Source organism: Flavobacterium sp. ZB4R12 (genome assembly GCF_048276375.1).
Lineage (GTDB): Bacteria > Bacteroidota > Bacteroidia > Flavobacteriales > Flavobacteriaceae > Flavobacterium > Flavobacterium gawalongense.
The window spans coordinates 37,632-61,352 of sequence record NZ_JBLNKS010000002.1; the positions used below are offsets into that span (position 1 = coordinate 37,632).

Below are 23,721 nucleotides of genomic sequence, written 5' to 3' on the forward strand. Positions count from 1 at the left end.
AGGTAATTATGAAAGCATTTTGTAAAAAAGGAATACTTGTTTTGATTTTTTTGAATGTGTTTTGTCTTCATGCACAAACGGATTTCAATAAATTAGACGAAAAGGGAAGAAAGCATGGAGTATGGAAAGGCTTTTATGAGGAATCAAAAAGACCAAGATACGAAGGGACTTTCTCTCATGGAAAAGAAATAGGTATTTTCAAATTTTTTGATGATACCAAATCAGCTTCCGTAATTGCCACTAGAGAATTCAATGCTAAAGAGAATTCAGCTTATACTATTTTTTATGATCAGAATAATAATAAAGTGAGTGAAGGCAAAGTGGTGAATAAATTATTTGAAGGAAAATGGAAGTATTACCATCAAGCTTCAAAAACCATTATGGCAACTGAAAACTACAGCAAAGGAAAGTTGGAAGGCTTGCGAACTGTTTTTTATCCTGATGGCAAAATTGCCGAAGAAATCAGTTATAAGAACAATTTGAAAGACGGTACTTATAAGAAATATACGGAGAAAGGAATTGTACTTGAAGAATCTATCTTCAAGAATAACAAATACAATGGTTTGGCAGTTTTTAAAGACACTAATGGGAATGTAGTTTCTAAAGGACAGTTTTTAAATGGTAAAAAAGTTGGTATTTGGCAATTTTTTGAAAAAGGAAAATTGGTTAGAGAATTGAACATGAGTAATCCCCAAAATGCTACAAAAAACAAGAATAATTAAGTCTCACATTGCGCAAATACTATTGTAAATCTTTTTGTAACTTTGCACTCTTATTAAAATTATAATTTTTTTGAAGATGAAGCGTGTTGTTGTAGGACTTTCCGGAGGTGTAGATTCAAGTGTTGCGGCTTATTTGTTGCAGCAACAAGGCTATGAAGTCATAGGTCTTTTTATGAAAAATTGGCATGATGATTCTGTTACTATTTCAAACGAATGCCCATGGCTGGAAGACAGCAATGATGCATTGCTTGTTGCAGAAAAATTAGGGATTCCTTTTCAAACCGTTGATTTAAGCGAAGAATACAAAGAAAAAATCGTTGACTACATGTTCAACGAATATGAAAAAGGGCGTACTCCAAACCCTGACGTACTTTGTAATCGCGAAATAAAATTTGACGTTTTCATGAAAATTGCTTTGAGTCTTGGTGCCGATTATGTGGCTACAGGGCATTATTGTCAAAAAAGCGAAATCGAAGTGAACGGGGAAACTGTTTACCAACTTAAGGCTGGTGCCGATACAAATAAAGATCAGTCCTATTTTCTTTGTCAGTTGTCACAAGAGCAATTGGCAAAATCGTTATTTCCTATTGGAGAATTGACAAAACCTGAAGTTCGGGAAATTGCTGCTCAAATGGATTTGATTACTGCCGAAAAGAAAGATTCTCAAGGATTATGTTTCATTGGAAAAGTGCGTTTGCCAGAATTTTTGCAACAAAAATTGCAACCCAAAGACGGATTGATTATTCAAATTGATAAAAACAATCCTGTTTATAATTTAGGAAAACAGGAAGGCTTAACGCTGGAAGAGGATTTGGCTTCTGATGCAAGAAAAATTCCATATACTCCAGAAATGGGCAAAGTAGTAGGGAAACATCAAGGTGCTCATTATTTTACCATTGGGCAACGAAAAGGATTGAATGTAGGTGGAACTACAGATCCATTATTTATCATAGCTACTAATGTGGTAACCAATACCATTTATACCGGATTGACGAGTCAACATCCTGGATTGTTTAGAAAATCATTGTTTATCGAAAAATCCGAAGTGCATTGGATTCGAAAAGATTTGGCTTTGGCCAATGGACAAACTATGGAGATTATGGCAAGAATTCGTTACAGACAACCTTTACAAAAAGCAGTAGTACACCAATTTGAAAACGGAATGTATGTTGCCTTTGACGAACCACAATCCGCAATAACCGAAGGGCAATTTGTGGCTTGGTATTTAGAAGATGAATTAGTTGGTTCGGGAGTTATTTCTTAGTTTAGTACTTTTATTTATAAAAAGTTCTAAAAACGCACGCTTTCGCGGAATTTAAAATGCGATAAAAGTGCTATATTGATGATTCAATCCGAGCGTTATTTGGAATTTTTTATAACTTACAAATAAAATTGACTATGAGAAAAATCTATTTGTTTGTTTTTTTATTGATTACATCAGCAGGATTTTCTCAAGAAGATGCTTGGATATATTTCAATACTAAACCCAGTTTTCAATTTTATTTAGATACACCTTTGCAAATGCTTACTCAAAGAGCTTTGGATAGGAGAACCAATCAGAACATTGCTTTAGACTTTAAAGATGTTCCCATTGAGTCGTCTTATATCAATCAAGTAAAAGCAGTTGCAGGAATTACTGTTATGGCAAAATCCAAATGGTTGAATGCTATTCATGTTCGTGGAACACAAGTAAATGTAAATTCATTGGGAGCATTTTCATTTGTCAGTAAAGTCGATTTTGCGGATAAATCACTCAATCAAACTGGAAAAATAGCGAAGTCATCAAAAATTAAAAAGGTAAATAAAACGAAAAAAACCAAAATTAATTACGCTTACGGAACCTCTGAAAATCAAATACAGATGCTTAATGGACAATTACTACACCAACAAAATTATACCGGTTCCGGAAAAATAATAGCCGTTTTGGATGCTGGTTTTCCCGGTGTTAATACAGCACAACCTTTTCAAAGATTGAGGGATAATAACCAGATTTTAGGAGGTTACAATTTTGTATTAAGAAATCCGGATTTTTACACTGGAGTTTCACACGGAACAGCTGTACTCTCTTCGATGGGTGGCTATAAAGAAAATTCATTAGTGGGAACAGCTCCTGACGCTTCCTATTATTTATTTATCACCGAAGATGATACTTCCGAAAATCCTGTTGAAGAATCGCTTTGGGTAGAAGCAGCTGAAAAAGCAGATAGTTTGGGTGTGGATATTATAAATACCTCTTTAGGCTATTTTGAATATGATAACCCTGCTTATAGTTATACCTATAGCGAAATGAACGGGACAACAGCTTTTATGTCACGTGGCGCTGTAATTGCATTTAGCAGAGGTATGATTGTAGTAGCGTCAGCCGGTAATTCAGGTGGTACATCCGATCCACATATTGCTGTACCTGCCGACGCAACATCAGTAATTGCGGTAGGAGCGGTAAATGCTTCAGAGTCTTTGACTTCATTTAGTTCCATAGGACCTTCGTCTGACGGAAGGATAAAACCGGATGTTATGGCTCAAGGACAATCGGATGTCTTGTCCGATGAATTTGGGAATATAGTTGTTGGAGATGGAACCTCTTTCTCTAGTCCTATTATGGCAGGAATGATTGCTTGTTTATGGCAGGCAAATCCTATCAAAACCAATGAGGAAATCAGGCAACTAGTGATAAAATCTGCAGATAGATTTGCAACGCCCAATAATCAATATGGTTATGGCATTCCAGATTTTGGTTTAGCGGTGAGCAATGGATTATCACTAGACATTTTTTCGAAAGATGATTTTATAATTTATCCGAATCCGGCAAGTGATTTTATTTCAATTTCATTACCACTAAGTCTTGATAGAGCAACGGTTGCCATTTATACTATTTTAGGTCAAAAAGTGTTAGATAAAGAAATCACAACACAATCGGCTAGCATTTCATTGAAAGCATTGAGTAAAGGAATGTATATATATAAAGTGGAATCCAATTCTTTTTCTAAAACTGGAAAAATAATAAAACATTAACATTCTCAACAATACATGAATAAAATTACAGAACTTTTCAAAATTAAATATCCAATTATTCAAGGAGGAATGATTTGGAACAGTGGCAATAAATTAGCGGGTGCGGTTAGCAATGCAGGAGGTTTGGGATTGATAGGTGCCGGTTCCATGTATCCTGAAGTCTTAAGGGAACACATTCAAAAATGTAAAAAAGCCACTTCAAAACCTTTTGGAGTAAATGTTCCGATGTTGTATCCCAATATCGAAGAAATCATGAAAATTATTGTTGATGAAGGTGTTAAAATCGTTTTTACATCGGCTGGAAATCCCAAAACGTGGACTTCTTATTTGAAAGAAAACGGTATAACGGTAGTGCATGTGGTCAGCAGTTCTGTTTTTGCATTAAAAGCACAGGATGCTGGCGTTGATGCGGTAGTTGCCGAGGGATTTGAAGCTGGAGGACATAACGGAAGAGAGGAAACCACCACGTTTACGCTAATCCCAATGGTGAAAGAAAAAATTACCATTCCGTTGATTGCTGCAGGTGGAATTGCGACCGGTCGTGGTATGCTTGCTGCAATGGCACTGGGAGCAGACGGAGTTCAGGTTGGAAGCCGGTTTGCTGCATCGGTTGAATCTTCTTCACATGAAAATTTCAAGAAAACCATTATAAACGTAAAAGAAGGCGATACACAATTGACCTTAAAAGAACTCGCACCAGTCCGATTGATTAAAAATAAATTTTATCAGGATGTTCAGCATTTGTATGAAAAGTGTGCAACAAAAGAAGAATTAATTGGTTTATTAGGTAGAGCGAGAGCAAAACGTGGTATGTTTGAGGGAGATTTAATCGAAGGAGAGTTAGAGATCGGTCAAATAGCAGGATTAATTCACGAGATTAAACCAGCGGGAGACATTATTCAGGAAATGATAGCCGATTTTGAAACAGCGAGAAAAGAAGTAATGAACTTTGATTTTTAATTTATAAATAATGACGAAGAAAAAAATATATATAATATTCCTTTTTTTGGTCTTAGGACTGCAACATTCGTTTGGACAAAACTATAAGTTTAAAACATCAGGCTTTAGTGTTTTAGAAAAAAATGAAATGGGGAAATGGGGAAAGTGGTCTGATCTGAATTTGGTCAATATTTTAGTCACTTTGGATACCAATAAAAATAGAATTGTGGTTTATTCCCAAATCATTCAGCTCTTTGAAATAATTGATTATCAGCCCACAGAAGAGAATGATACTGATATTGTTTATTCATTTACTTGTAAGGATAATGAAGGGGTCGATTGTACCGTTTCTATAATTACCCGAAAAAAGCAGGGCAACAGGAAACAATTGTACATCAATTATGATGATAGGATTGTAGTTTATAATATTTTTAATATGTAATTCTGTTATGTTGCGTGAGGGATGGCAGTGAAAAGCCCACAGCCTGACGAAGGAAGAGCGAGGACTTGTAACGTACAGCCCGACCCGTTTTTTCAACGGGTCACGCCCTAAATTTTCTCAATATCTTTAATAAAATCATCGTATTCCATATAAAACAACTCTAAAGCATTCATTTTCTCGTTGTAAAAGTCAAATATTTCATCCCAATAGTTGCGATTGCTAACACCAATACCTAATTTTTCAACCCAAATGCGGCTGATAGTTTTGCCGTTTTCGAGATTAAATTCTTTCTCGAAAACCAAATCTTTAATGAATTCGTCCTCTAAAATATTTTTTAATGCTTCTATTTTTTCAAAATAGGCAATTCGTTTTTCATCATTTCGATGCTCAATATCTATTAAAACTTGGGCTTTTTTATTGTCTACGTAAAATTTGAAAGAGAAATCCTTGATTTTGGTGTCGTATAGCAACCATTTTCGGGGGTATTTTTCTGCGAATGCGATCCAGAATTCTCGTTTTAATTTTTGAGTTTGTTCTTTGCTGTACATTTTTATTTATTTGAATTTGATTTTAGAAAATTTGCTAAACGTTATTTTCTAAACTATATTTATAAGATCTTTTGGTATGCAAAAATAGACTTTGATTATGGATTTTCAAGATTTTTTAAAATATGTTCCCAATTTTGCTCAAGCAAAGCTTCCTGCATTTGAAGCGCAGATTAAAATGGCGCCTCTAGAGCGAATAGATGCTTTGAAAAATGGAATTTTTGATAATAAAAAATCAAGAAAAGCTGCCGTCATGATGTTGTTTTATCCTAAAAATGGAAGAACACATTTGGTGCTTATTGTACGGAGTTCCTATGAAGGGACCCATTCTTCCCAAATAGCATTCCCGGGTGGTAAATTTGAACCGGAAGATGCCGTTTTTGCAAATACGGCTTTACGGGAAACCCATGAAGAAATAGGAATTCTTCCCAGAAACATAGAAATTATAAAGCCTTTTACAGAATTGTATGTTCCGCCAAGTAATTTTATGGTGCATCCTTTTTTAGGAATTAGTAGAGAAGAAATCAGTTTTATTCCTGACCCTAATGAAGTGGCAAATATAATTGAATTGCCTTTATCGGTTTTCTTGAGTGATGAAATAATTATCAGTGCTGAAATGGCAACTTCTTATGCGGGTAAAATTACTGTCCCGGCTTTCAAAATAGAGGAGCATATTGTTTGGGGTGCTACGGCCATGATGTTGAGCGAATTGAAAGAGGTTTTGAAAGAGGTTTTAGGTTGAAAGGATTTGTTTTTAATTGTTGAAAAAGGAGTATTCAACTCTTTGTAGTTTTCAATAAGGTTTGTACAATCTGTAATTAACTTCAAATATAAATTTCGTAAGTTTGTAGTCCAAATTCACAAAAATACACACAATTTTATGGGATTATTTAAGAGAAATCCTTTTGGACACATATTATTTATAAAAAAATGGTTAATCCGAATCTTCGGAGCCATCACGCATAGACGTTATAGAGGATTTAATGAATTACAAATTGAAGGTTCGGAAATTATAAGAAATTTACCGGATGCAAACGTACTTTTTATTTCCAATCACCAAACCTATTTTGCCGATGTTGTGGCTATGTTTCATGTTTTTAATGCGAGCTTGAGTGGGCGAGACGATACCATTAAAAATGTATGTTATCTCTGGCAACCCAAGATGAATATTTATTATGTTGCCGCCAAAGAAACCATGCAAGCCGGTTTATTACCAAGGATTTTATCGTATGTAGGAGCAATAACTGTTGAAAGAACTTGGCGTGCCAAAGGTGTTGATGTAACCGAAAAACGAGAAGTAAACCCAAACGATACTGAAAATATTAAAATAGCGCTGAAAGATGGTTGGGTAATCACTTTTCCACAGGGAACTACCAAATCTTTTAAGCCCGTTCGCAAAGGAACGGCTCATATTATCAAACAACACAGACCTATTGTTGTGCCTATTGTTATTGATGGTTTCCGTCGTTCGTTTGATAAAAAAGGATTACGCATGAAAAAGAAAGGAATCTTGCAGTCATTTATCATCAAAGAGCCTTTGGATATTGATTACGATAATGATACAATTGAGGAAATTGTTGAAAGAGTGGAATATGCCATTGAGCAACATCCTTCGTTTTTAAAAGTTATTCCATCCGAAGAATTAAAAGCGCAGGAAGAATTGAACCGTTTAAGACAATGGGAATATTAGAAATGAATTTCTACTTGATTAATTAAGGAATTAGTGAATTAGTGACAATTTTAATATATCATATCCGTGTAGATCTGTTCAATCTGTATCATCTGTGTTCCATTTTTAAATTTCTGGGACGTAGCCTTTAGAACGAGGCTACAAATCTATCTTTTTCAATTCTTTATAATTGGCATACAATCTTTTCAACAAGATTCCATACAATAACCTGTAAAATAACCAGAATATCCCAAAAAATACAGCGATAGTCAAAATTAGAATGCCTATTGTGATGGCCATAATTTTTCCGTCGTTGGCAATTTTATCCTTCAAAATACTTACATCAGGATTGTAAGAAAAGGCAATTACAAAACCTATAATTAAGCTAAAAACAATCATCCCAAGATTATACCAAACATAATATTGGACCGTTTTTCGGGTTTTTAGAATGTCTTTCATCAACTGTTTTGTGGAAGCAGTTGTCGAAATCAAAATGTAGTTTTTATAAAATAAATAGATAAAAACCAGTATCACGCCATAATTAAAAATGGTTAGCACCTCAAAATATTGGATTAATTCATCGTGTTTCAGTTTCTTAAAATAATCATCAGTATTAAAAGCCAAGCTAATCAATGTCCATATTGAAACCTCCAAAATACTGATAACCAAAATCCACTTCACAATCGAAGACGATTTTTTATGAATCATTTTGTAAATTTCTATTTCCGAAACTTGTTCAAAAGAATTATCATTCTTCTGCCAGTCTTTTTTCAATAAATCCAGCTCTTTCATATTCCTAATGGATTTAATATTTTTTTTAATTTCCCTTTTATTCTATTCATTTTAACTCTGGCATTTACTTCGCTAATTCCTAATGTCTCGGCTATTTCAGTATAATCTTTATCTTCCAGATACATAAACACGAGTGCTTTTTCAATATCATTCAGCTGATAAACCGCCTTATACATGAGTTTTATCTGTTCTTCTTCCTCATAATTATACTCGATATCATGAGTAAAATGCTGTCTTCCCTCAAATTCAATGGTGCTTATCGATCGTTTGGTCTTGCGATATAAAGTAATAGCAGTATTCAAAGCCACGCGATACGCCCAAGTCGAAAATTTGCTGTCGCCCCTGAATTTTGGAAATGCTTTCCATAACTGAATCGTGATTTCCTGAAACAAATCCTTGTGTGCATCATCGCCATTAGTATACAACCGACAAATTTTGTGGATTATATTCTGATTTTCCTGCAACTGCTTTACAAAAGAATGTTCTAGATTTTCACTCATAACAGATTAGACCGACTCAAGTCAATTTTGTTACAAATTACAACTTTTTTATTTTGAAGCACAACTTTTTAGAAATACAATAAACACTCGTCCCGCTGTACATTTCAATCTTTCTAGTCCTGAACTTGTTTCAGAATCCTGAAACAAGTTCAGGACTAGAAAGGATTTCCATTGCCATCGCGGCTAGTTTACACGTTTAGTATTTCTTAAGAATTTTTCCAAAAAACAAAAATTTTGATAGTAATAGATGGAATTCTAGGTTGAAAAACATTGTATCTTTGAGTATCAACAACTCAGAAATTTTAAACATGAACATCCCAAATTCAACTTTACCCAGAATAGTAATAATAGGTGGAGGCTTCGCAGGAATAGCACTAGCCAAAAAACTAAAAAGTAAAAAAGTTCAGGTTGTTCTTTTAGACAAACACAATTACCATACCTTTCAACCTTTATTATATCAAGTCGCCACTGGCGGACTTGAAGCCGGTTCCATCGCGTACCCCATCCGAAAAGTAATTCAGGAATACGACGATTGCTATTTTAGATTGACTTCCGTCAAAGAAATCGATACCAAGAACCAAAAAGTAATCGCCGAAATAGGCGAATTAAGCTATGATTATTTAGTCATTGCTACAGGTTCTAAAACCAATTATTTTGGGAACAAAGAAATAGAGCGCAACAGCATGGCCATGAAAACCATACCGCAATCACTTAATATCCGCAGTCTTATTCTTGAAAATTTCGAACAAGCTGTGCTAACCACTGATTTAGCCGAACGAAATAGCCTCATTAATTTTGTACTTGTAGGTGGCGGACCAACAGGAGTAGAGTTGGCTGGTGCTTTGGCCGAAATGAAGAAAGCCATTTTGCAAAAAGATTATCCCGATCTTGATATTGCCAAAATGGAAATCAATCTCATTCAAAGTGGCGACAGAATTCTCAACACTATGAGCGAGAAATCCTCACAAGCCGCCGAAAAATTTCTACTCAGTTTGGGCGTTAAAATCTGGAAAAACGTTCGTGTTATCAATTATGATGGCCGAATGATTCTCACCAATTCTGATTTAACTTTTGATACCGCCACTGTAATTTGGACCGCAGGTGTACAAGGTGCTATTGTTGCCGGACTGGATGAGGAATCACTGGTTGAAAAAGTAGAACGCATTCGAGTAAACGAATTCAATCAAGTAATGGGTTACGACAATATTTTTGCCGTAGGCGATATTGCATCTATGGAAACCGAAGAGTATCCACAAGGGCATCCCATGTTGGCGCAACCCGCCATGCAACAAGGAAAACTGTTGGGAGAAAATATAATTAAATTAATTAGAAAGGAACCTATGGAAGCTTTTGAATACAATGACAAAGGTGCGATGGCTACCATAGGAAGAAATAAAGCGGTAGTCGATTTTCCAAAATACCATTTCAGCGGTGTTTTTGCCTGGTTTGTCTGGATGTTTGTGCATTTGTTCTCCTTAATTGGCTTCAAAAACAAAGCAGTAGTTTTCTTGAATTGGGTGTACAACTACATTCGTTTTGACCGCGAGGGCCGATTGATTATCCGCCCATATAAAAAGAAAAGTTTTACTGCATTTACTAGTGATGAGGTTTAGAAAATATGAGTTATAAATTATTAGTTTTTGGGACTAACTTAAAACTCATAATTTATAACTCACAACGCTTTTTCCTTATAATAATTTACCATCAAATTCACAAATTTGCTGTATCCCTCCATACCATCTTTTTGTTGGTTTAATTTCAGGAAACTGTCGTAAAAAGCATGAAAACCTGTTTCGATTGGTGTTTCGTATTGTTTCCAGAAATCCTCACTTTCTTTGTAGTTTTTTAAAATTCCGGGATGAACAGTTTTTAGTAATTGTTTAAATATTTTTTCGTCACGAACTTGCCAATTGCTTAAACAATAGCGTAAAGCCATACTGTATCCGGAATATTGAAAGTATAAATTGTCATTTTTTACTGAAGCCAAAAATCCAATGAAATTACATTCGCTTTCACTGGCATAGCCCATTTGATGTGCCATTTCGTGATTGGTTGTCATTGAGAAACTATACATCGGGCCAAGATCATTTACTTGGGCTTCATTGGTAAACGGATTCAAATAGCCACCAAACCCCATATAGGACAAAGGCAAACTGAGAATCGATTTTTTTGCACTCAAATGGGTGTAAGAAAAATAAGAATATTCTCTGGATAGGTTTTTATAGCCGTTCAAGTTCATTTCAAAAACCTGTTCTTGCGAGTAGGGGAATACCACTTTTAAACTGTCATTTTTTGTAATCTGACCTTGAATGGCGTTGGTTTTGGTGATTAATTTTTTGGTGAAAGCCAATAAATCAGCATCAGAATACTCTTTTTTAATTGCCATTTTCTCAAAAAGTGGTTGGCGATGATAATTGAAAGCCCAAAGAATATGGAACAAAAAATAAAAAACCGAAATAAAACTTAAAACAGCCAGAATGTTCTTTTTCCATGCTTGTTTAGCTCCGCTCTGCTCGGCTCTGCCTCGAGTCCAGGATTTTCTTTTGTTCCAAAACCATATTAAAATAAGGGAAATCACAATAAAATAAATAAAATCACCCACAGAAAAAGGAATTGTGCCAAAAACAATTCTCGAAAATTTAGCAATAATAGGATACAAGCCATTGCTGTAAAATTGCTCGACATGTTCTGGAAAAAAGGGAATAATCTGCAGAACGATTATTTGGATAAAAAGAAAGAAGGAAAGAAAATATTTTGGTTTCACTGGATGAATTTTGAAAATGTAAAGATAATTACAATATCAATTAGTATCGAAAAGAATTTAAACTTTGTAACTTTGGGGCTTGTAAATGTTAAACCTCAAACAAAAATAAATGAGCCAAGAAATAAGAAATCTGGAACCCAAAGCACTTTGGAATAAGTTTGCCGATTTGAACGCAGTGCCTCGTCCTTCTAAAAAAGAAGAACGTGTGATTGAGTTTATGAAAAATTTCGGAAATAGTCTGGGATTGGAAACTTTTGAAGATGAAATACGAAATGTAATTATTCGCAAGCCGGCTACTCCAGGAATGGAAAATCGTAAAGCGATTGTGCTTCAAGGCCATTTGGATATGGTGCATCAAAAAAATACCGATACCGTTTTTGATTTTGATACACAAGGAATCGACATGTATGTGGATGGAGACTGGGTTCGCGCAAGAGGAACAACTCTTGGTGCTGATAACGGTCTTGGAGTTGCCACAATTATGGCAATTCTGGAAAGCAAGGACATTCCGCATCCTGCCATTGAAGCTTTGTTTACCATTGACGAAGAAACTGGAATGACTGGAGCTTTGAACTTAAAAGGAGGCATTCTTAAAGGTCAAATACTTTTGAATTTAGATACCGAAGAAGATAATGAAATCGACATTGGTTGTGCTGGAGGAATCGATGTAACGGCTACAAGAAGTTATCACGAAGAGGAAGTTCCAGAAGGTTCTGTTGGACATATTATTACGGTAAAAGGATTGAACGGCGGGCATTCCGGAATGGATATCCATAAAGGTTTGGGTAATGCCAATAAAATAATGAACCGTTTATTATTTGATGCTTTTGAAAACTTCGGTTTACAAGTGGCAGAAATCAACGGAGGAAGTTTGCGTAACGCTATTCCCAGAGAAAGTGTTGCTAAAGTAATTATTTCCGAAATGTTTGATGAAGCTTATATTTTTGATATGCAAGAAATCATCAACGATATCAAAAACGAATTTAAAACTACTGAACCTAACTTAACTATCGAAATCGTGAAATGCGATTTGCCGAAAAAAGTAATGGATTTAGGTGTTCAGGAAGGAATTATCAGAGCGATTTATGCAGCACACAACGGAGTGTATCGAATGAGTGCCGATATGGAAAATCTGGTAGAGACTTCTAATAATATTGCCAGAGTAATCATCAAAGATGGTGAAATTTCAATAGGATGTTTGACCCGTTCTTCTGTAGAAACGTCTAAATATGATTTGGCTAATTCTTTGCGTTCTGCTTTTGAATTAGTAGGTTGTGAAGTAGAACTTTCAGGTTCTTATCCAGGTTGGACTCCAAATGTAAATTCGGAGATTCTAGACGTTCTGGTTGCTATTTACGAGAAACAAAATAACGAGAAACCAAAAGTTGTGGCTTGTCACGCAGGATTGGAATGTGGGATTCTGGGAACTAATTATCCTGAAATGGATATGATTTCTTTTGGACCAACCATTCACGGAGCGCATTCTCCGGATGAAAGAGCAAGTATTTCTTCTTCTCAGAAATTCTGGAAATTTGTATTGGAAATTTTAGCTAATATTCCAGTAAAATAGTATTCAGCTATTGAAAAAAGTGTTCAGTGTTCAGTTTAAAAAGAAGTGTTCAGTTATAAATACTGACCACTAAACAACTGAATACTGAACACTAAATTTTAGTCTCTTTTAGGACTGTTTTTCTTTTCTCTTTTTTCTTCTTTCTTTTCCTTTGCAGTTTTCAGAGGTTCTTTTTTCAAAGTTTTCTTTGCGTCTTGACTTTTTGCCATGATATAGGTATTTAGATTTTGTTTTTAATTTTTGATGTAAGTAAATGTATATAATATTTTGATTTGTTTTAAATATTATTTTAAAAAATCCCCGTCGATGATTAATAATTCAACACCATTAGCAGCTATAGAGCGATGAGAACTTAAATCATCAGAAACGACATAAGTCATCCCTTTAGACAGATTTGTTTGTTCTCCAGTCTCCATTTCGCTAATAAAATCACCTTCCAGACAATGCACAATATGTCCTTTTTGGCACCAATGATCTGCCACATAATTTTCTGAATAAATAACTTTTCGGATTCGTAACCCACCTAATTGTATGGTTTGCCAATAGGCAGTTCCCGTTTCTCCTCTATGTTCTGTTCTTTCTATTTTGTCCCAATTGATGGCTTGGAAAGGTATGTTAGACATGGATTTTGTTTATTGGATTAATAAAATTTTGGCTAAAATTCAAATTTAAGTGTTTTCCACTCGTAACTACAAAAAATAATTAAAAATGAAAGAACTTTGAGTTTTGATTTGGTAGCGAGATAGAGATTTGAACTCGGGGTCAGATTATGAATTAATTTTCTTACGAATTAAACTCTCCTTTTTGCGTTAAAAAGGGATGTTTTCGTCTGCCTCTAAATGATGGATTTTGTGGTTAATTTTTAAATCAATTTTTTTATCATGTTTAAAAAATTAATATTTAACTCTCTCTAAAAAATCATTTTTATAGGTTCTTCCAATAGGGATATTCCTGTTGTTTACAGTAACACTATTAGTATTCCAGTTAGTAATTTGTTCTTTGGCAACAATGAAGGACTTATGTATTCTAAAAAAACGACTCTCGGGTAAAATCTTTTCCATTGTTCTTAGTCTTTCATATACAACAAGGATTCCTTCCGTTGTAGCGATTTTTATATAATCCTTCAAGCCCTCAATAAAATAGATGTTGTTTACATTTACTTGTTTATTTTCTTTCCCTACTTTCAGAGAAATAAACAGTTCGTTTTGTGCCTCAACATTAGGCAATTGATTCATATTTGATTCCGAATTAATAAATCGAGAAATTGATTTTAAAAATCGTTCTTGACTTATAGGTTTTAGTAAATAATCAAATACTTCTAATTCAAAACCTTCAACAGCATAATCTCTATATGCAGTGGTTAAAATTACTTTTGGTTTTTTGTTTAAAGACTTAAGTAATTCTAACCCACTCATGCGTGGCATTTGTACATCCAAGAAAATTAGGTCAACCTCATTTTGTTGTAAAAAAACAAAAGCTTCTATGGCGTTATCAAATGAATTGATAATTTCAAAATCGGGCAAATTAGATAGATGATTTGCAATTAGTGCTCTTGCAGGCACTTCATCATCAATTATCAGGCATTTATACATTTAATATATTATTTTAAGGACCACCATATAAAGTCCATCTTCTTTTAAGATATTCAAAAGATGTCTCTCTGGATAGTAAAGTTTTAATTGTCTTTTTAGGTTTTCTAATCCCATTCCACCTTTTTCAGAATTTATATTCGTAATTGATGGTTCCTCAACACTATTTGATATTTTAAAACTCAATTCCTTAAGTTCCTCATTGATATCAATTTCAATTTTTATCCAAGATTTCTTGATAGAGTTATTTACCCCATGTTTGATACTATTTTCTATTAATGGCAGTAATAGTAACGGCTGAATAAAAAGTTCTTCAGAGTTCTTAGGTAAGTTTATTTCAACATTTAGTTTATCACCTAAACGAATTTTATGTAATTCAATAAAATTTTCCAAATAATCAAATTCTTCATTCAAAGGGACTAGTTCTTTTTTTGAATGGTATAAGTTGTATTCAATAAAATTAGAAAGATGAAGTATTTGGCTTGCAGTCTCAGGGCTTTTTAAAATAGCCGTCGAGTAAATATTATTTAACATGTTAAATAAGAAGTGTGGATGAACTTGGTATTTCAATAAATCCAATTCTGACTTTACTTTTTCTCTATTTAGAGCATCAAGAACCTGTCTTTGATTAGACCAATGCTTTATAAAGTAAAACATTCCATACATACCTACCATTAAATACAAACTTACCAATTCTAATAAGAGCTTAGGAATCGAAAAGAAATTTTCGTCAAATTCATCTTTAGGAAGATAGTTTGGTTCAAAATAGAAATAGCTAAATGCTCTTTTAGCAAAAACAAAAAACAGAGCAATAGCTATTATATAAGACCAAAAAACGACTTTGTTTTTTGTGTCATGCAATTTTTCAAATACGATATGAAAGGTTAAGGTTGCTGTTAAAAAAGCAACAGGAATATGGAATATGGAGTAAACAAAATACTTTTCGTATTCATTACTCAATGCACCAATCCCTATCCATTTATATAAGAATAATAAGCTCCAAAAAATAATATTGAACTTAATAACTCCACCTTTACTAAACATAATTTTTTTTAAATAAAGGTATATAATATAACCTATTTTGATTTCAATTAATTCATTTTTTAGACTAACTCCCAACTTTTTAGATGAACAACTTTTTTTTAATATGTTCGTCTAAAAAATTAGTCATTGAGCTAATAAAAAAAAATAGTATACAATGAACTATTATTTTTGAAATAAAAAGCATGAAACCAAACCACCTTTTAATTATTACCTTTTTAATTTTTATATTTCACAATCAACTTTCCGCCCAGCAATCAAAGAGAAGTATTTTTGTTAAATATTCAACCGAAAAAATTAATCTTGACGGAGTTTTAGATGAACCCGTTTGGCAAAGTACAGATTTAGCATCTGATTTTTGGCAATTTTTCCCAACAGATTCTTTAAAGTCTAATAATAAAACCGAAGTCCGAATGACATACAATGAAACTACTTTGTATATTGGGATTCGGGCTGAAAGTAAGGATGGAAAATTTATTGTTAACTCATTAAGAAGAGATTTTAGTGGCTCAACTAATGATAATGTTTCCTTAATTTTTGACACTTTTAATGATGCTACAAATGCCTTCATGTTTAGTGTGAATCCTTATGGAGTACAAAGAGAATCTTTAGTTTCGGGAGGTGGTTCTTCTTCCACAGACGCCCTTAATTCAACTTGGGATATTAAGTGGCAATCCGAAGGTAAAACCTATGAAAACTATTATGTTTTGGAAATTGCTATTCCTTTTAGTTCATTGAAATTTAAGGAAGGTGGGCAAACGTGGCGTTTTCAGGCCTACCGTTGGGATTTACAAACTAATGAACAAAGTGCGTGGTCCAGAGTACCTCAAAATCAATTATTGGTTAATTTGGCATTTTTAGGGGAAATGCATTTTGAAAAACCTTTAGGTAAAAATCGCCCTCCAATCTATGTTATTCCATATATGAATGCTGTAACATCTAAAGATTTTTCGAATAATGTAACAGGCAATAATTTTGCTTTTGGAGCAGATGCAAAAATAGCAATTGGTAATGGCCTTAATTTGGATATCACTGCTAATCCTGATTTTTCTAATGTAGAAGTGGATAATATTGTAACGAATATTACCCGATTCGAATTATCGTTGCCAGAAAAAAGACAATTTTTTATTGATAATGGTGATCTTTTTGCCAATTTTGGAAACACCTACAATGATGCGAAACCATTTTTCTCAAGGAGAATTGGAATTGTTCGTGATTCTTTGGGCAGAACCATCGAAAATAAAATTTTAGGTGGTGTGCGTTTAAGCGGAAAAATTGATCAAAACTGGCGAGTGGGTCTGTTGAGTTTACAAACTGCTGATGACCCGGCTAATAGAATCGGTTCAAACAATAATTCCATGTTTGCTTTGCAACGCAAGCTGTTTAGTCGTTCCAATGTTGGGGTATTCTTTGTTAACCGCCAAACATTTGGTAATTATGATTATCAATTGGCTAATGATAAATACAACCGAGTGATAGGAATGGACTATAATTTAGCTTCGGCAGATAATACCTGGACGGGAAAGGCTTATCTACACAAATCCTTTCAACCTGGAGATGTTAGCGGTAATTTGTCTTCTCAAGCAGTTATGATTTATAATACCAGAAAATACAACATTATTAGTGACTGGGTATATGTAGATAAAGATTTTAGAGCAGACTTAGGTTTTATTCCAAGAAATGATATTTTTAAATCAGGAACTGGATTTGCAAGAACTTTTTATGCCAAAGGTGGAGTCGTTAATAAGTACACGCCAAGAATCATGAATTTAATGTTTTTTAAGCCACAAATGGATTTTAAGAAAACAGACCATATTATATGGCTAACTCAAGATATCGAATTCAGAAATCAGTCAATATTGAGTTTCGGTTACATGTGGAATAATGTCTTTCTTACTGGTGATTTTGATCCAACAAGGACTCCTGGAGCAACACCTTTACCTGGTAATATGGATTATACATTTAATCAATTTAATGTATCGTTTACTTCTAAAAATTCAAGTATGATTACCTTCCAAAGTTCCGCAACCGTTGGGCAATTTTTTAATGGAAAAAGTTATTCATTTAGTGGTACAGCAAACTTAAGAATCATGCCGAAGGCTTTGATTAGCTTAGTTGCTAACTACGATAGAATTGATTTACCTGCTCCATATTCAAAAGCGGACATTATTTTGATTAGTCCAAAATTTGACCTTACTTTTTCCAAGTCTTTGTTTTGGTCGACACTTGTTCAATATAGTAATCAAAAAAGTAATTTAGGTATTAACTCCAGATTACAATGGCGATTTGCACCACTATCAGACCTGTTTTTGGTTTACAACGATAATTATTATACACGTGAATTTGGCCCTACTTATCGCTCTGTTAATTTAAAACTTTCTTATTGGTTTAATCTATAGAAGAAGGTTGAAAATGTAAAAGAATATAAAAAATGCAATTAGTAACCAAAAAAGAGTGCCGAAATTTTAAATTAACAAGAAATAGAAAAAACATTTATCTTTAAGTTAATTAACGGAATTCTCACTTAGCAAAAGTTCTAAATTAGTTTAAAGACTTAAATTGCTTATAGTGGAAAGATAAAAGGAGTTAGAGAGTTAGGTTTGTCTCTTTTTGTGTCCGCATTATTTTAGTTAAGTTTTTCTTCTTCTTTTTTTTATAGCTTGTAAATCAAGCAACAATGAAAACCCTATGGGCCTATTTATTAAAATATGAATTTTATAATTGCTTGATTTTTGTATTTTTTTGTTTGATTTTTATAAATTTAAAATTATATAATAAATTATCTTGCATTGACAAATGTCATGCGTTTCATTTACTTAAAAAACAATATAATATGGCAATAATTAATCTCAAAATTAATGGAAAAGATTATCCAGTCGATGTAGATCCTCAAATGCCACTTCTTTGGGCAATCAGAGATTTTGTTGGTTTAAAAGGGACTAAATACGGTTGTGGAATCGCACAATGTGGTGCGTGTACGGTTCATTTAAACGGTCAACCAGTTCGATCCTGTTCTTTACCCGTTGTTGCAGTTGCAAATAAAAATATAACTACCATAGAAGGATTATCAGAAGATAACTCGCATCCGGTTCAAAAAGCTTGGATAGAAGAACAAGTCCCTCAATGTGGGTATTGTCAATCGGGCCAAATTATGGCTGCCGCAACATTATTATCCAAAAATGCTTCTCCTACTGAAGCAGACATTGATGCAGCAATGCAGGGTCATATCTGTAGATGTGGAACCTATCCGCGTATAAAACGTGCTATCCAAAAAGCATCAGAAACCAAACCTTCAAAAGAGTAATATTTAATTATTTCATACTAATAATTGCTTTATGAAAGTAGACAATATCTCAAGAAGAAAATTCTTAAAACTATCTGGTTTAACAGGAGTCGCACTTACATTAGGGTATTATTTACCTGCTGACGCTAAAGAAGCGGAATTAATCACAGCTATTGATGCTGAGAATCGCGGAATTGAGCTTAATTCATGGATATATATTGATGTTTCAGGTAAAGTGACACTCTATAGTCATAGAGCCGAAATGGGACAAGGAGTATATCAATCGATACCTCAAATAATTGCTGAAGAACTTCATGTGGATCTTGATAAAGTAAACATAGTTTTCGCTCCAGGCGATAATGTGAAGTATGGAAATCAAATTACAGGAGGTAGTTCCAGTATTAGAGGGTCGTATAAAAACCTATTGAACCTTAGTGCTACTGCTCGTGTAATGTTAATCAAAGCAGCAAGCAATAAATGGGGAGCTCTTGAATCTGATTGTTATGCGGAAGACGGCAGTGTATTTCACAAACTAAGCGGTAAAAAATTACACTACGGTGAATTAGTCTTAGATGCATCAAAACTTAATATACCAAAGAATGTAATATTAAAAAAAACATCAGAATATAAATTAATTAGAAAGCCACTTCAAAGACAAGACACGCCTTTGAAAATAAATGGTACAGCCGTTTTTGGTATAGATAAAGTGATACCAGGAATGCTTTATGCAATGGTCGAACGAAATCCTAGACTTCGTGATAAGGTAAAGAGTTTTGATGATTCGGAAACTCGCAAAATTCCAGGCGTAAAACAGGTTTTTGTGGTTCGAATGGGCGTTTTCAATACGTTCAGAGAGGGTGTAGCAGTTGTTGCTGATTCTGTTTGGGCTGCCATGAAAGGGAAAAAAGCATTAAAAGTGGACTGGGACGATACCGGATTTGAACATTTGAGTACAGATGATATTTATCGTCGAATGGATGAAGCACTTCAAAAAGAAGAGGGACTTTCGTTTCTTTCACAAGGAGACCCAAATTCAATTATACAATCAGCAGAAAAGAAAATAGATGTAGTGTATACAACGCCTTATCAGTCCCATAGTTGTATGGAGCCATTGAATTGTATAGCACATTATCAAAAAGATAAAGTAGAAATATGGGGACCTATACAAGCTCCTGAATGGGTTCAAGATTACATCAGTAAAGAATTAGGCATCGCAAGGGAAAAAGTTATTGTTAATATGACTTTCCTCGGAGGTGGATTTGGTAGAAAAGCTTTTATGGATTATCCACATGAAGCTACTATGATTTCCAAAGAAATCGGGGCGCCAGTTCAGGTTATTTGGTCTAGAGAAGATGATGTGACGCAAGGGCCTTACAGACCTGGAGTTTCATATCGTTGTCAAGGGGTGGTTTCAGATAATGAAATAAGCGCTTTTAAAGTATCAATTGCAGGTCAAAACAATAATCATTGGAGAGGTGGAGCAAAGGATGTAGCTAACAGAAGTTCAACAGAGGGATTTTTAAAGCCATACTTAGATAACATCAAGAATTTAAGTATTGTTGATATTCCTTTTGAAACACCAATTCCTACTATGTGGTGGCGTTCTGTATATGCTTCTACAAATGGTTTCGCGTATGAAAGTTTTATGGATGAGTTGGCAGTTGAATCAGGGAAAGATCCAATAGCGTTTAGAAGAACCTATCTTAAAGATGAAAGGAGCCGTAATTTACTTGATAAATTGGAAGAGGTTTCAGGGTGGAAAAATAAAAGTAAAGGATATGGTGTTGCTATAACGGAATGTTTTGGTAGCACAGTTGGTCAAATTGTGAAAGTTTCCAAAAATATAGAAAATCAACTTCAAATTGATCAAGTTTGGGCGGTAATTGATTGTGGATGGTATGTAAATCCTGATATAATTAAAGCGCAAGTGGAAGGAAGTATTGTTATGGCATTAGGTGCTGCAACAATTCATGAAATTACTTTCAAAGAAGGTAAAACGGTTCAAAATAATTTCAACAATTATAAAATGCCCCGTATATCAGATATCCCTCCAATTGAAGTACATATAATGGAAAACGATTCGGATGCCGGAGGTGTTGGAGAACCTGGATTACCTCCGTTTGCACCGGCTTTAACAAATGCAATATTTGATTTGACTGGAAAACGTATTAGAAAGCTTCCTTTCGAATTAACAAAAGTTTAATTTTAAAATTATATCAAAATGAAAATAGGTTTCTCAATATTAATTGTTTTATTATTCACATTAGCGCTTCAATCATTTAATCAAAATTTTGATTTAAAAGGAAGTATCTCGCGCGGTAAATCTATCTATAATACTCAATGTGCATCATGTCACATGGAAGACGGAAATGGTATAGAAGGGTTTTTTCCACCATTAGCAAAATCAGATTATTTAAGGGATAAAAATCGATTAGTAAAAGTTATTTCAACTGGATTACGTGGACCAATTGTAGTTAATGGTGTAAATTATGATGGAGAAATGCCAGGTAATAAATTAACAGATAAACAAGTGTCTGATGTTTTAAACTATGTCAGAAATTCATGGGGAAATGAAGCTAAGGCAGTTTTACCAGCTGAAATACAACAAGCTAAAAAAGCTACTTCAAAGGACTATCACGCATATTAACTCGTTACATTTTAATTAGTTGCATAAAAGAATTTATAAATTATAAATACTTACTGAATGGTGTCAAGACGTCAATTTATTAAAAATACAGGTAAAGCAAGTTTAGCATTATGGTTAGGAGCTACTTCTAATGGTTTTACAAACACAGCTTTTATTATAGATGCACCTAGTAATTTTACTCCTTTTATAAAGATAGAGAAAAGCGGTAAAATAACAATTTTCAACACTAAGCCTGAAATGGGTCAAGGTACTTTTCAATCTATTCCAGCTCTTATAGCAGAAGAATTAGAAGTTTCGCTTGATGAAATAACTATTGTTCAAACTAGTGGTGAAAAACAATTTGGTAGTGGTCAAGCAGCTGGAGGAAGTTCTTCTATTAGAGGTAATTATAATGAATATAGAAAAATTGGAGCTGCTGCAAAAGAGATGCTCATTAAGGCTGCCAGTATTAAATGGGGAATTGGAATTGAGTCTTGTTATGCAGAAAATGGTAAAGTATATTCCAGCAAATCAGATAAATCTTTTTCTTACGGAGAATTAATTGAAGAGGCATCTAAATTAGAGCTTCCTAAAGAACCAAAGCTTAAAAATAAAAGTGATTTTAAGATCATCGGTAAATCAATTCAACGACCAGATATCCCATTGAAGGTTTCTGGAAAGGCTGAGTATGGAATCGATGTAGAATTACCTAATATGGTATATGCTACTGTATATAGATCTCCAGTAATAGGTGGGACTTTAAAAAGTTTTGATGCGGCTGCGACCTTAAAAGTACCTGGAGTTATTAAAGTTGTGGAAGCGAAAAGAATCGTTGGAAAGTATAATTATTCGGGAGTTGCTGTTATTGCACAATCATACTGGTCTGCCCTTCAAGGTCGTAAAGTATTAAAAGTGGAATGGGACACCCATGGATATGAAAATTTTAATTTATCCGATTACGAGAATAAGTTGCGAAACCTTTCCAAAGAGGCAGGCGTAATTGATAAGAATATCGGAAATGTAGAAAGCATTAAAATTGAACCTGAGAATGCAATTGAATCATTTTACGAAACACCTATGGTGGCTCACCATACGCTCGAACCGATGAATTGTATAGCACATGTAAATGGCGACATGCTCGAAATATGGACATCTACTCAGGTTCCTAGTGCAATTACTGGTTCAGGACCAAATGACCTTCATAGTCAAATTGGAATAAAACCCGAGAATATTAAGTTACATTCAAAATTTATTGGAGGAGGATTTGGTAGAAGACTGTATACCGATTATGTTATAGAAGCTGTGAATATAGCAAAGCAAATAGCCCAACCAGTAAAGGTAATTTGGTCGAGAGAAGATACCACACAACATAGTGCATTACGTCCTATGACTTTCTCACAGTTGAAAGGCGGTTTCTCAAAAGAAGGAGAATTAATTAGTTTTCAACACAAAGTTATAAGTCCATCTTATTTTGATTCAGTAGGTTCAAGCTTCGATAAATCAAAAGTCGATGCGATTATGGTGGAAGGAATTGGAGAACAGGCTTACGAAATTCCCAATATAAAAACTTCGTATGTTTATGCCGATTTTCATGTACCTGTAGCAGCGTGGAGGTCTGTAACCAGTTCTACAGTCGCTTTTGCCCATGAGTGTTTTGTTGATGAATTAGCACATAAAATCAATAAAGACCCTTTTGATTTCAGATTACAAATGCTAAGCAAAGAATCAGATACTAAAAGAGTTTTATTGAAATTAAAGGAAGTCTCCAATTGGGATAAATCGTTGCCAAAAGGAAAAGGTAGAGGAGTTGCGCAATGGGGATTCTTTGCAGGATTATGTGCTCATGTAGTTGAAGTATCTATTGCCGAAGATAATTCCATTAAAATTGATAAAGTTATTGCGGTAATTGACTTAGGAGAAGTGGTTAACCCCGATAACGTTAAAAATCAAGTTGAAGGTGCTATAGTCATGGCATTAACAGCGGCTATAAAGCCTGGAATTACTATTGAAAATGGAAAAATAAAGCAAAGTAATTTTAACGATAGTCCATTGATACGTATCCATGAAACGCCAGAAATTGAAGTACATATTCTTGCAGATGGCGGAAAGATAAAAGGCGTAGGCGAACCAGGCTTACCTCCTTTCGCACCTGCATTGGCAAATGCTATATTTTCAATTACTGGTAAACGCATTAGAAAAATGCCTTTCGATCTTAATTTATTCTAAG

21 protein-coding genes are annotated in these 23,721 nt (G+C 34.1%); 14 read left to right on the forward strand and 7 right to left on the reverse strand.

The window, feature by feature from the left end:
* Positions 1-8 precede the first annotated feature (8 nt).
* The 5 genes from ACNO7W_RS01640 to ACNO7W_RS01660 all read left to right on the forward strand — a co-directional run bounded on the left by ACNO7W_RS01640 (position 9) and on the right by ACNO7W_RS01660 (position 5,115).
* Positions 9-722, forward strand: coding sequence for a hypothetical protein (locus ACNO7W_RS01640; protein WP_314895467.1), 714 nt, complete (start codon positions 9-11; stop codon positions 720-722).
* Positions 723-798: 76 nt separating this feature from the next.
* Positions 799-1,986: a tRNA 2-thiouridine(34) synthase MnmA gene (gene mnmA, locus ACNO7W_RS01645; RefSeq protein ID WP_143386368.1), complete on the forward strand. Its 1,188-nt coding sequence runs from the start codon at positions 799-801 to the stop codon at positions 1,984-1,986.
* A 134-nt stretch (positions 1,987-2,120) separates the two neighbouring features.
* Positions 2,121-3,734, forward strand: coding sequence for a S8 family serine peptidase (locus tag ACNO7W_RS01650; RefSeq protein ID WP_143386369.1), 1,614 nt, complete (start codon positions 2,121-2,123; stop codon positions 3,732-3,734).
* A 15-nt stretch (positions 3,735-3,749) separates the two neighbouring features.
* Positions 3,750-4,694 (forward strand): NAD(P)H-dependent flavin oxidoreductase, encoded by a 945-nt coding sequence (locus tag ACNO7W_RS01655; protein WP_417936754.1) that lies wholly within the window; start codon positions 3,750-3,752, stop codon positions 4,692-4,694.
* Between the two features lie 10 nt (positions 4,695-4,704).
* Positions 4,705-5,115: a hypothetical protein gene (locus ACNO7W_RS01660; RefSeq protein ID WP_417936755.1), complete on the forward strand. Its 411-nt coding sequence runs from the start codon at positions 4,705-4,707 to the stop codon at positions 5,113-5,115.
* A gap of 107 nt (positions 5,116-5,222) precedes the next feature.
* Here the strand turns inward: ACNO7W_RS01660 and ACNO7W_RS01665 are convergent, their stop codons facing one another.
* Positions 5,223-5,663, reverse strand: a complete 441-nt coding sequence (locus ACNO7W_RS01665; RefSeq protein WP_143386372.1) for a DUF4268 domain-containing protein — start codon at positions 5,661-5,663, stop codon at positions 5,223-5,225.
* A 97-nt stretch (positions 5,664-5,760) separates the two neighbouring features.
* On the opposite strand from ACNO7W_RS01665, the gene ACNO7W_RS01670 reads away from it, so the two are divergent.
* A complete protein-coding gene (locus tag ACNO7W_RS01670) occupies positions 5,761-6,402 on the forward strand; it encodes an NUDIX hydrolase (RefSeq protein WP_417936756.1) in 642 nt (213 codons plus the stop codon).
* Between the two features lie 138 nt (positions 6,403-6,540).
* Positions 6,541-7,350, forward strand: coding sequence for a lysophospholipid acyltransferase family protein (locus ACNO7W_RS01675; RefSeq protein WP_417936757.1), 810 nt, complete (start codon positions 6,541-6,543; stop codon positions 7,348-7,350).
* 138 nt (positions 7,351-7,488) lie between these two features.
* Here ACNO7W_RS01675 and ACNO7W_RS01680 read toward each other — a convergent pair whose 3' ends face one another.
* Both ACNO7W_RS01680 and ACNO7W_RS01685 read right to left on the reverse strand, forming a co-directional pair.
* Positions 7,489-8,121: a hypothetical protein gene (locus ACNO7W_RS01680; RefSeq protein ID WP_143386375.1), complete on the reverse strand. Its 633-nt coding sequence runs from the start codon at positions 8,119-8,121 to the stop codon at positions 7,489-7,491.
* Entirely contained in the window at positions 8,118-8,621 is a 504-nt protein-coding gene (locus tag ACNO7W_RS01685) for an RNA polymerase sigma factor (protein WP_144064930.1), read from the reverse strand. Before ACNO7W_RS01685 ends, ACNO7W_RS01680 begins: the two co-directional genes overlap by 4 nt.
* Before the next feature lie 308 nt (positions 8,622-8,929).
* On the opposite strand from ACNO7W_RS01685, the gene ACNO7W_RS01690 reads away from it, so the two are divergent.
* Positions 8,930-10,234, forward strand: a complete 1,305-nt coding sequence (locus ACNO7W_RS01690) for an NAD(P)/FAD-dependent oxidoreductase (protein WP_417936758.1) — start codon at positions 8,930-8,932, stop codon at positions 10,232-10,234.
* 59 nt (positions 10,235-10,293) lie between these two features.
* On the opposite strand, the gene ACNO7W_RS01695 is transcribed toward ACNO7W_RS01690, so the two are convergent.
* Positions 10,294-11,385 (reverse strand): DUF3810 domain-containing protein, encoded by a 1,092-nt coding sequence (locus tag ACNO7W_RS01695; RefSeq protein WP_417936759.1) that lies wholly within the window; start codon positions 11,383-11,385, stop codon positions 10,294-10,296.
* 109 nt (positions 11,386-11,494) lie between these two features.
* Here ACNO7W_RS01695 and ACNO7W_RS01700 point away from each other — a divergent pair, with 109 nt between their 5' ends.
* Complete coding sequence (locus ACNO7W_RS01700) at positions 11,495-12,955, forward strand: aminoacyl-histidine dipeptidase (RefSeq protein ID WP_143386379.1); 1,461 nt, start codon at positions 11,495-11,497, stop codon at positions 12,953-12,955.
* Between the two features lie 284 nt (positions 12,956-13,239).
* Here ACNO7W_RS01700 and ACNO7W_RS01705 read toward each other — a convergent pair whose 3' ends face one another.
* The 3 genes from ACNO7W_RS01705 to ACNO7W_RS01715 form a co-directional block, all read right to left on the reverse strand.
* On the reverse strand, positions 13,240-13,578 hold the full coding sequence (locus tag ACNO7W_RS01705; RefSeq protein WP_143386381.1) for a DHCW motif cupin fold protein: 339 nt from the start codon (positions 13,576-13,578) through the stop codon (positions 13,240-13,242).
* A gap of 270 nt (positions 13,579-13,848) precedes the next feature.
* A complete protein-coding gene (locus ACNO7W_RS01710; protein WP_417936760.1) occupies positions 13,849-14,547 on the reverse strand; it encodes a LytR/AlgR family response regulator transcription factor in 699 nt (232 codons plus the stop codon).
* Positions 14,548-15,663 (reverse strand): sensor histidine kinase, encoded by a 1,116-nt coding sequence (locus ACNO7W_RS01715; RefSeq protein WP_218043697.1) that lies wholly within the window; start codon positions 15,661-15,663, stop codon positions 14,548-14,550.
* Between the two features lie 107 nt (positions 15,664-15,770).
* Here ACNO7W_RS01715 and ACNO7W_RS01720 point away from each other — a divergent pair, with 107 nt between their 5' ends.
* The 5 genes from ACNO7W_RS01720 (at position 15,771) to ACNO7W_RS01740 (ending at position 23,720) form a co-directional block, all read left to right on the forward strand.
* Positions 15,771-17,984 carry a DUF5916 domain-containing protein gene (locus tag ACNO7W_RS01720; RefSeq protein WP_417936761.1) on the forward strand — a complete coding sequence of 738 codons (2,214 nt, stop codon included), beginning with the start codon at positions 15,771-15,773 and terminating at the stop codon, positions 17,982-17,984.
* 434 nt (positions 17,985-18,418) lie between these two features.
* The gene (locus ACNO7W_RS01725; RefSeq protein WP_417936762.1) at positions 18,419-18,889 is read left to right on the forward strand and encodes a (2Fe-2S)-binding protein; all 471 of its coding nucleotides are present in this window, start codon (positions 18,419-18,421) and stop codon (positions 18,887-18,889) included.
* A 31-nt stretch (positions 18,890-18,920) separates the two neighbouring features.
* The gene (locus tag ACNO7W_RS01730) at positions 18,921-21,071 is read left to right on the forward strand and encodes a molybdopterin cofactor-binding domain-containing protein (protein ID WP_417936763.1); all 2,151 of its coding nucleotides are present in this window, start codon (positions 18,921-18,923) and stop codon (positions 21,069-21,071) included.
* Positions 21,072-21,089: 18 nt separating this feature from the next.
* Positions 21,090-21,515 (forward strand): c-type cytochrome, encoded by a 426-nt coding sequence (locus ACNO7W_RS01735; RefSeq protein ID WP_417936764.1) that lies wholly within the window; start codon positions 21,090-21,092, stop codon positions 21,513-21,515.
* Positions 21,516-21,572: 57 nt separating this feature from the next.
* Positions 21,573-23,720: a molybdopterin cofactor-binding domain-containing protein gene (locus tag ACNO7W_RS01740; protein WP_417936765.1), complete on the forward strand. Its 2,148-nt coding sequence runs from the start codon at positions 21,573-21,575 to the stop codon at positions 23,718-23,720.
* Position 23,721: the final 1 nt, after the last annotated feature.

What these genes read in the sequence shown, in the direction of transcription:
- ACNO7W_RS01640 (WP_314895467.1), top strand. Translation starts at nt 9, where the DNA reads ATGAAAGCATTTTGTAAAAAAGGAATACTTGTTTTGATTTTTTTGAAT.
- mnmA (WP_143386368.1), top strand. Translation starts at nt 799, where the DNA reads ATGAAGCGTGTTGTTGTAGGACTTTCCGGAGGTGTAGATTCAAGTGTT.
- ACNO7W_RS01650 (WP_143386369.1), top strand. Translation starts at nt 2,121, where the DNA reads ATGAGAAAAATCTATTTGTTTGTTTTTTTATTGATTACATCAGCAGGA.
- ACNO7W_RS01655 (WP_417936754.1), top strand. Translation starts at nt 3,750, where the DNA reads ATGAATAAAATTACAGAACTTTTCAAAATTAAATATCCAATTATTCAA.
- ACNO7W_RS01660 (WP_417936755.1), top strand. Translation starts at nt 4,705, where the DNA reads ATGACGAAGAAAAAAATATATATAATATTCCTTTTTTTGGTCTTAGGA.
- ACNO7W_RS01665 (WP_143386372.1), bottom strand. Translation starts at nt 5,663, where the DNA reads ATGTACAGCAAAGAACAAACTCAAAAATTAAAACGAGAATTCTGGATC.
- ACNO7W_RS01670 (WP_417936756.1), top strand. Translation starts at nt 5,761, where the DNA reads ATGGATTTTCAAGATTTTTTAAAATATGTTCCCAATTTTGCTCAAGCA.
- ACNO7W_RS01675 (WP_417936757.1), top strand. Translation starts at nt 6,541, where the DNA reads ATGGGATTATTTAAGAGAAATCCTTTTGGACACATATTATTTATAAAA.
- ACNO7W_RS01680 (WP_143386375.1), bottom strand. Translation starts at nt 8,121, where the DNA reads ATGAAAGAGCTGGATTTATTGAAAAAAGACTGGCAGAAGAATGATAAT.
- ACNO7W_RS01685 (WP_144064930.1), bottom strand. Translation starts at nt 8,621, where the DNA reads ATGAGTGAAAATCTAGAACATTCTTTTGTAAAGCAGTTGCAGGAAAAT.
- ACNO7W_RS01690 (WP_417936758.1), top strand. Translation starts at nt 8,930, where the DNA reads ATGAACATCCCAAATTCAACTTTACCCAGAATAGTAATAATAGGTGGA.
- ACNO7W_RS01700 (WP_143386379.1), top strand. Translation starts at nt 11,495, where the DNA reads ATGAGCCAAGAAATAAGAAATCTGGAACCCAAAGCACTTTGGAATAAG.
- ACNO7W_RS01705 (WP_143386381.1), bottom strand. Translation starts at nt 13,578, where the DNA reads ATGTCTAACATACCTTTCCAAGCCATCAATTGGGACAAAATAGAAAGA.
- ACNO7W_RS01710 (WP_417936760.1), bottom strand. Translation starts at nt 14,547, where the DNA reads ATGTATAAATGCCTGATAATTGATGATGAAGTGCCTGCAAGAGCACTA.
- ACNO7W_RS01720 (WP_417936761.1), top strand. Translation starts at nt 15,771, where the DNA reads ATGAAACCAAACCACCTTTTAATTATTACCTTTTTAATTTTTATATTT.
- ACNO7W_RS01725 (WP_417936762.1), top strand. Translation starts at nt 18,419, where the DNA reads ATGGCAATAATTAATCTCAAAATTAATGGAAAAGATTATCCAGTCGAT.
- ACNO7W_RS01730 (WP_417936763.1), top strand. Translation starts at nt 18,921, where the DNA reads ATGAAAGTAGACAATATCTCAAGAAGAAAATTCTTAAAACTATCTGGT.
- ACNO7W_RS01735 (WP_417936764.1), top strand. Translation starts at nt 21,090, where the DNA reads ATGAAAATAGGTTTCTCAATATTAATTGTTTTATTATTCACATTAGCG.
- ACNO7W_RS01740 (WP_417936765.1), top strand. Translation starts at nt 21,573, where the DNA reads ATGGTGTCAAGACGTCAATTTATTAAAAATACAGGTAAAGCAAGTTTA.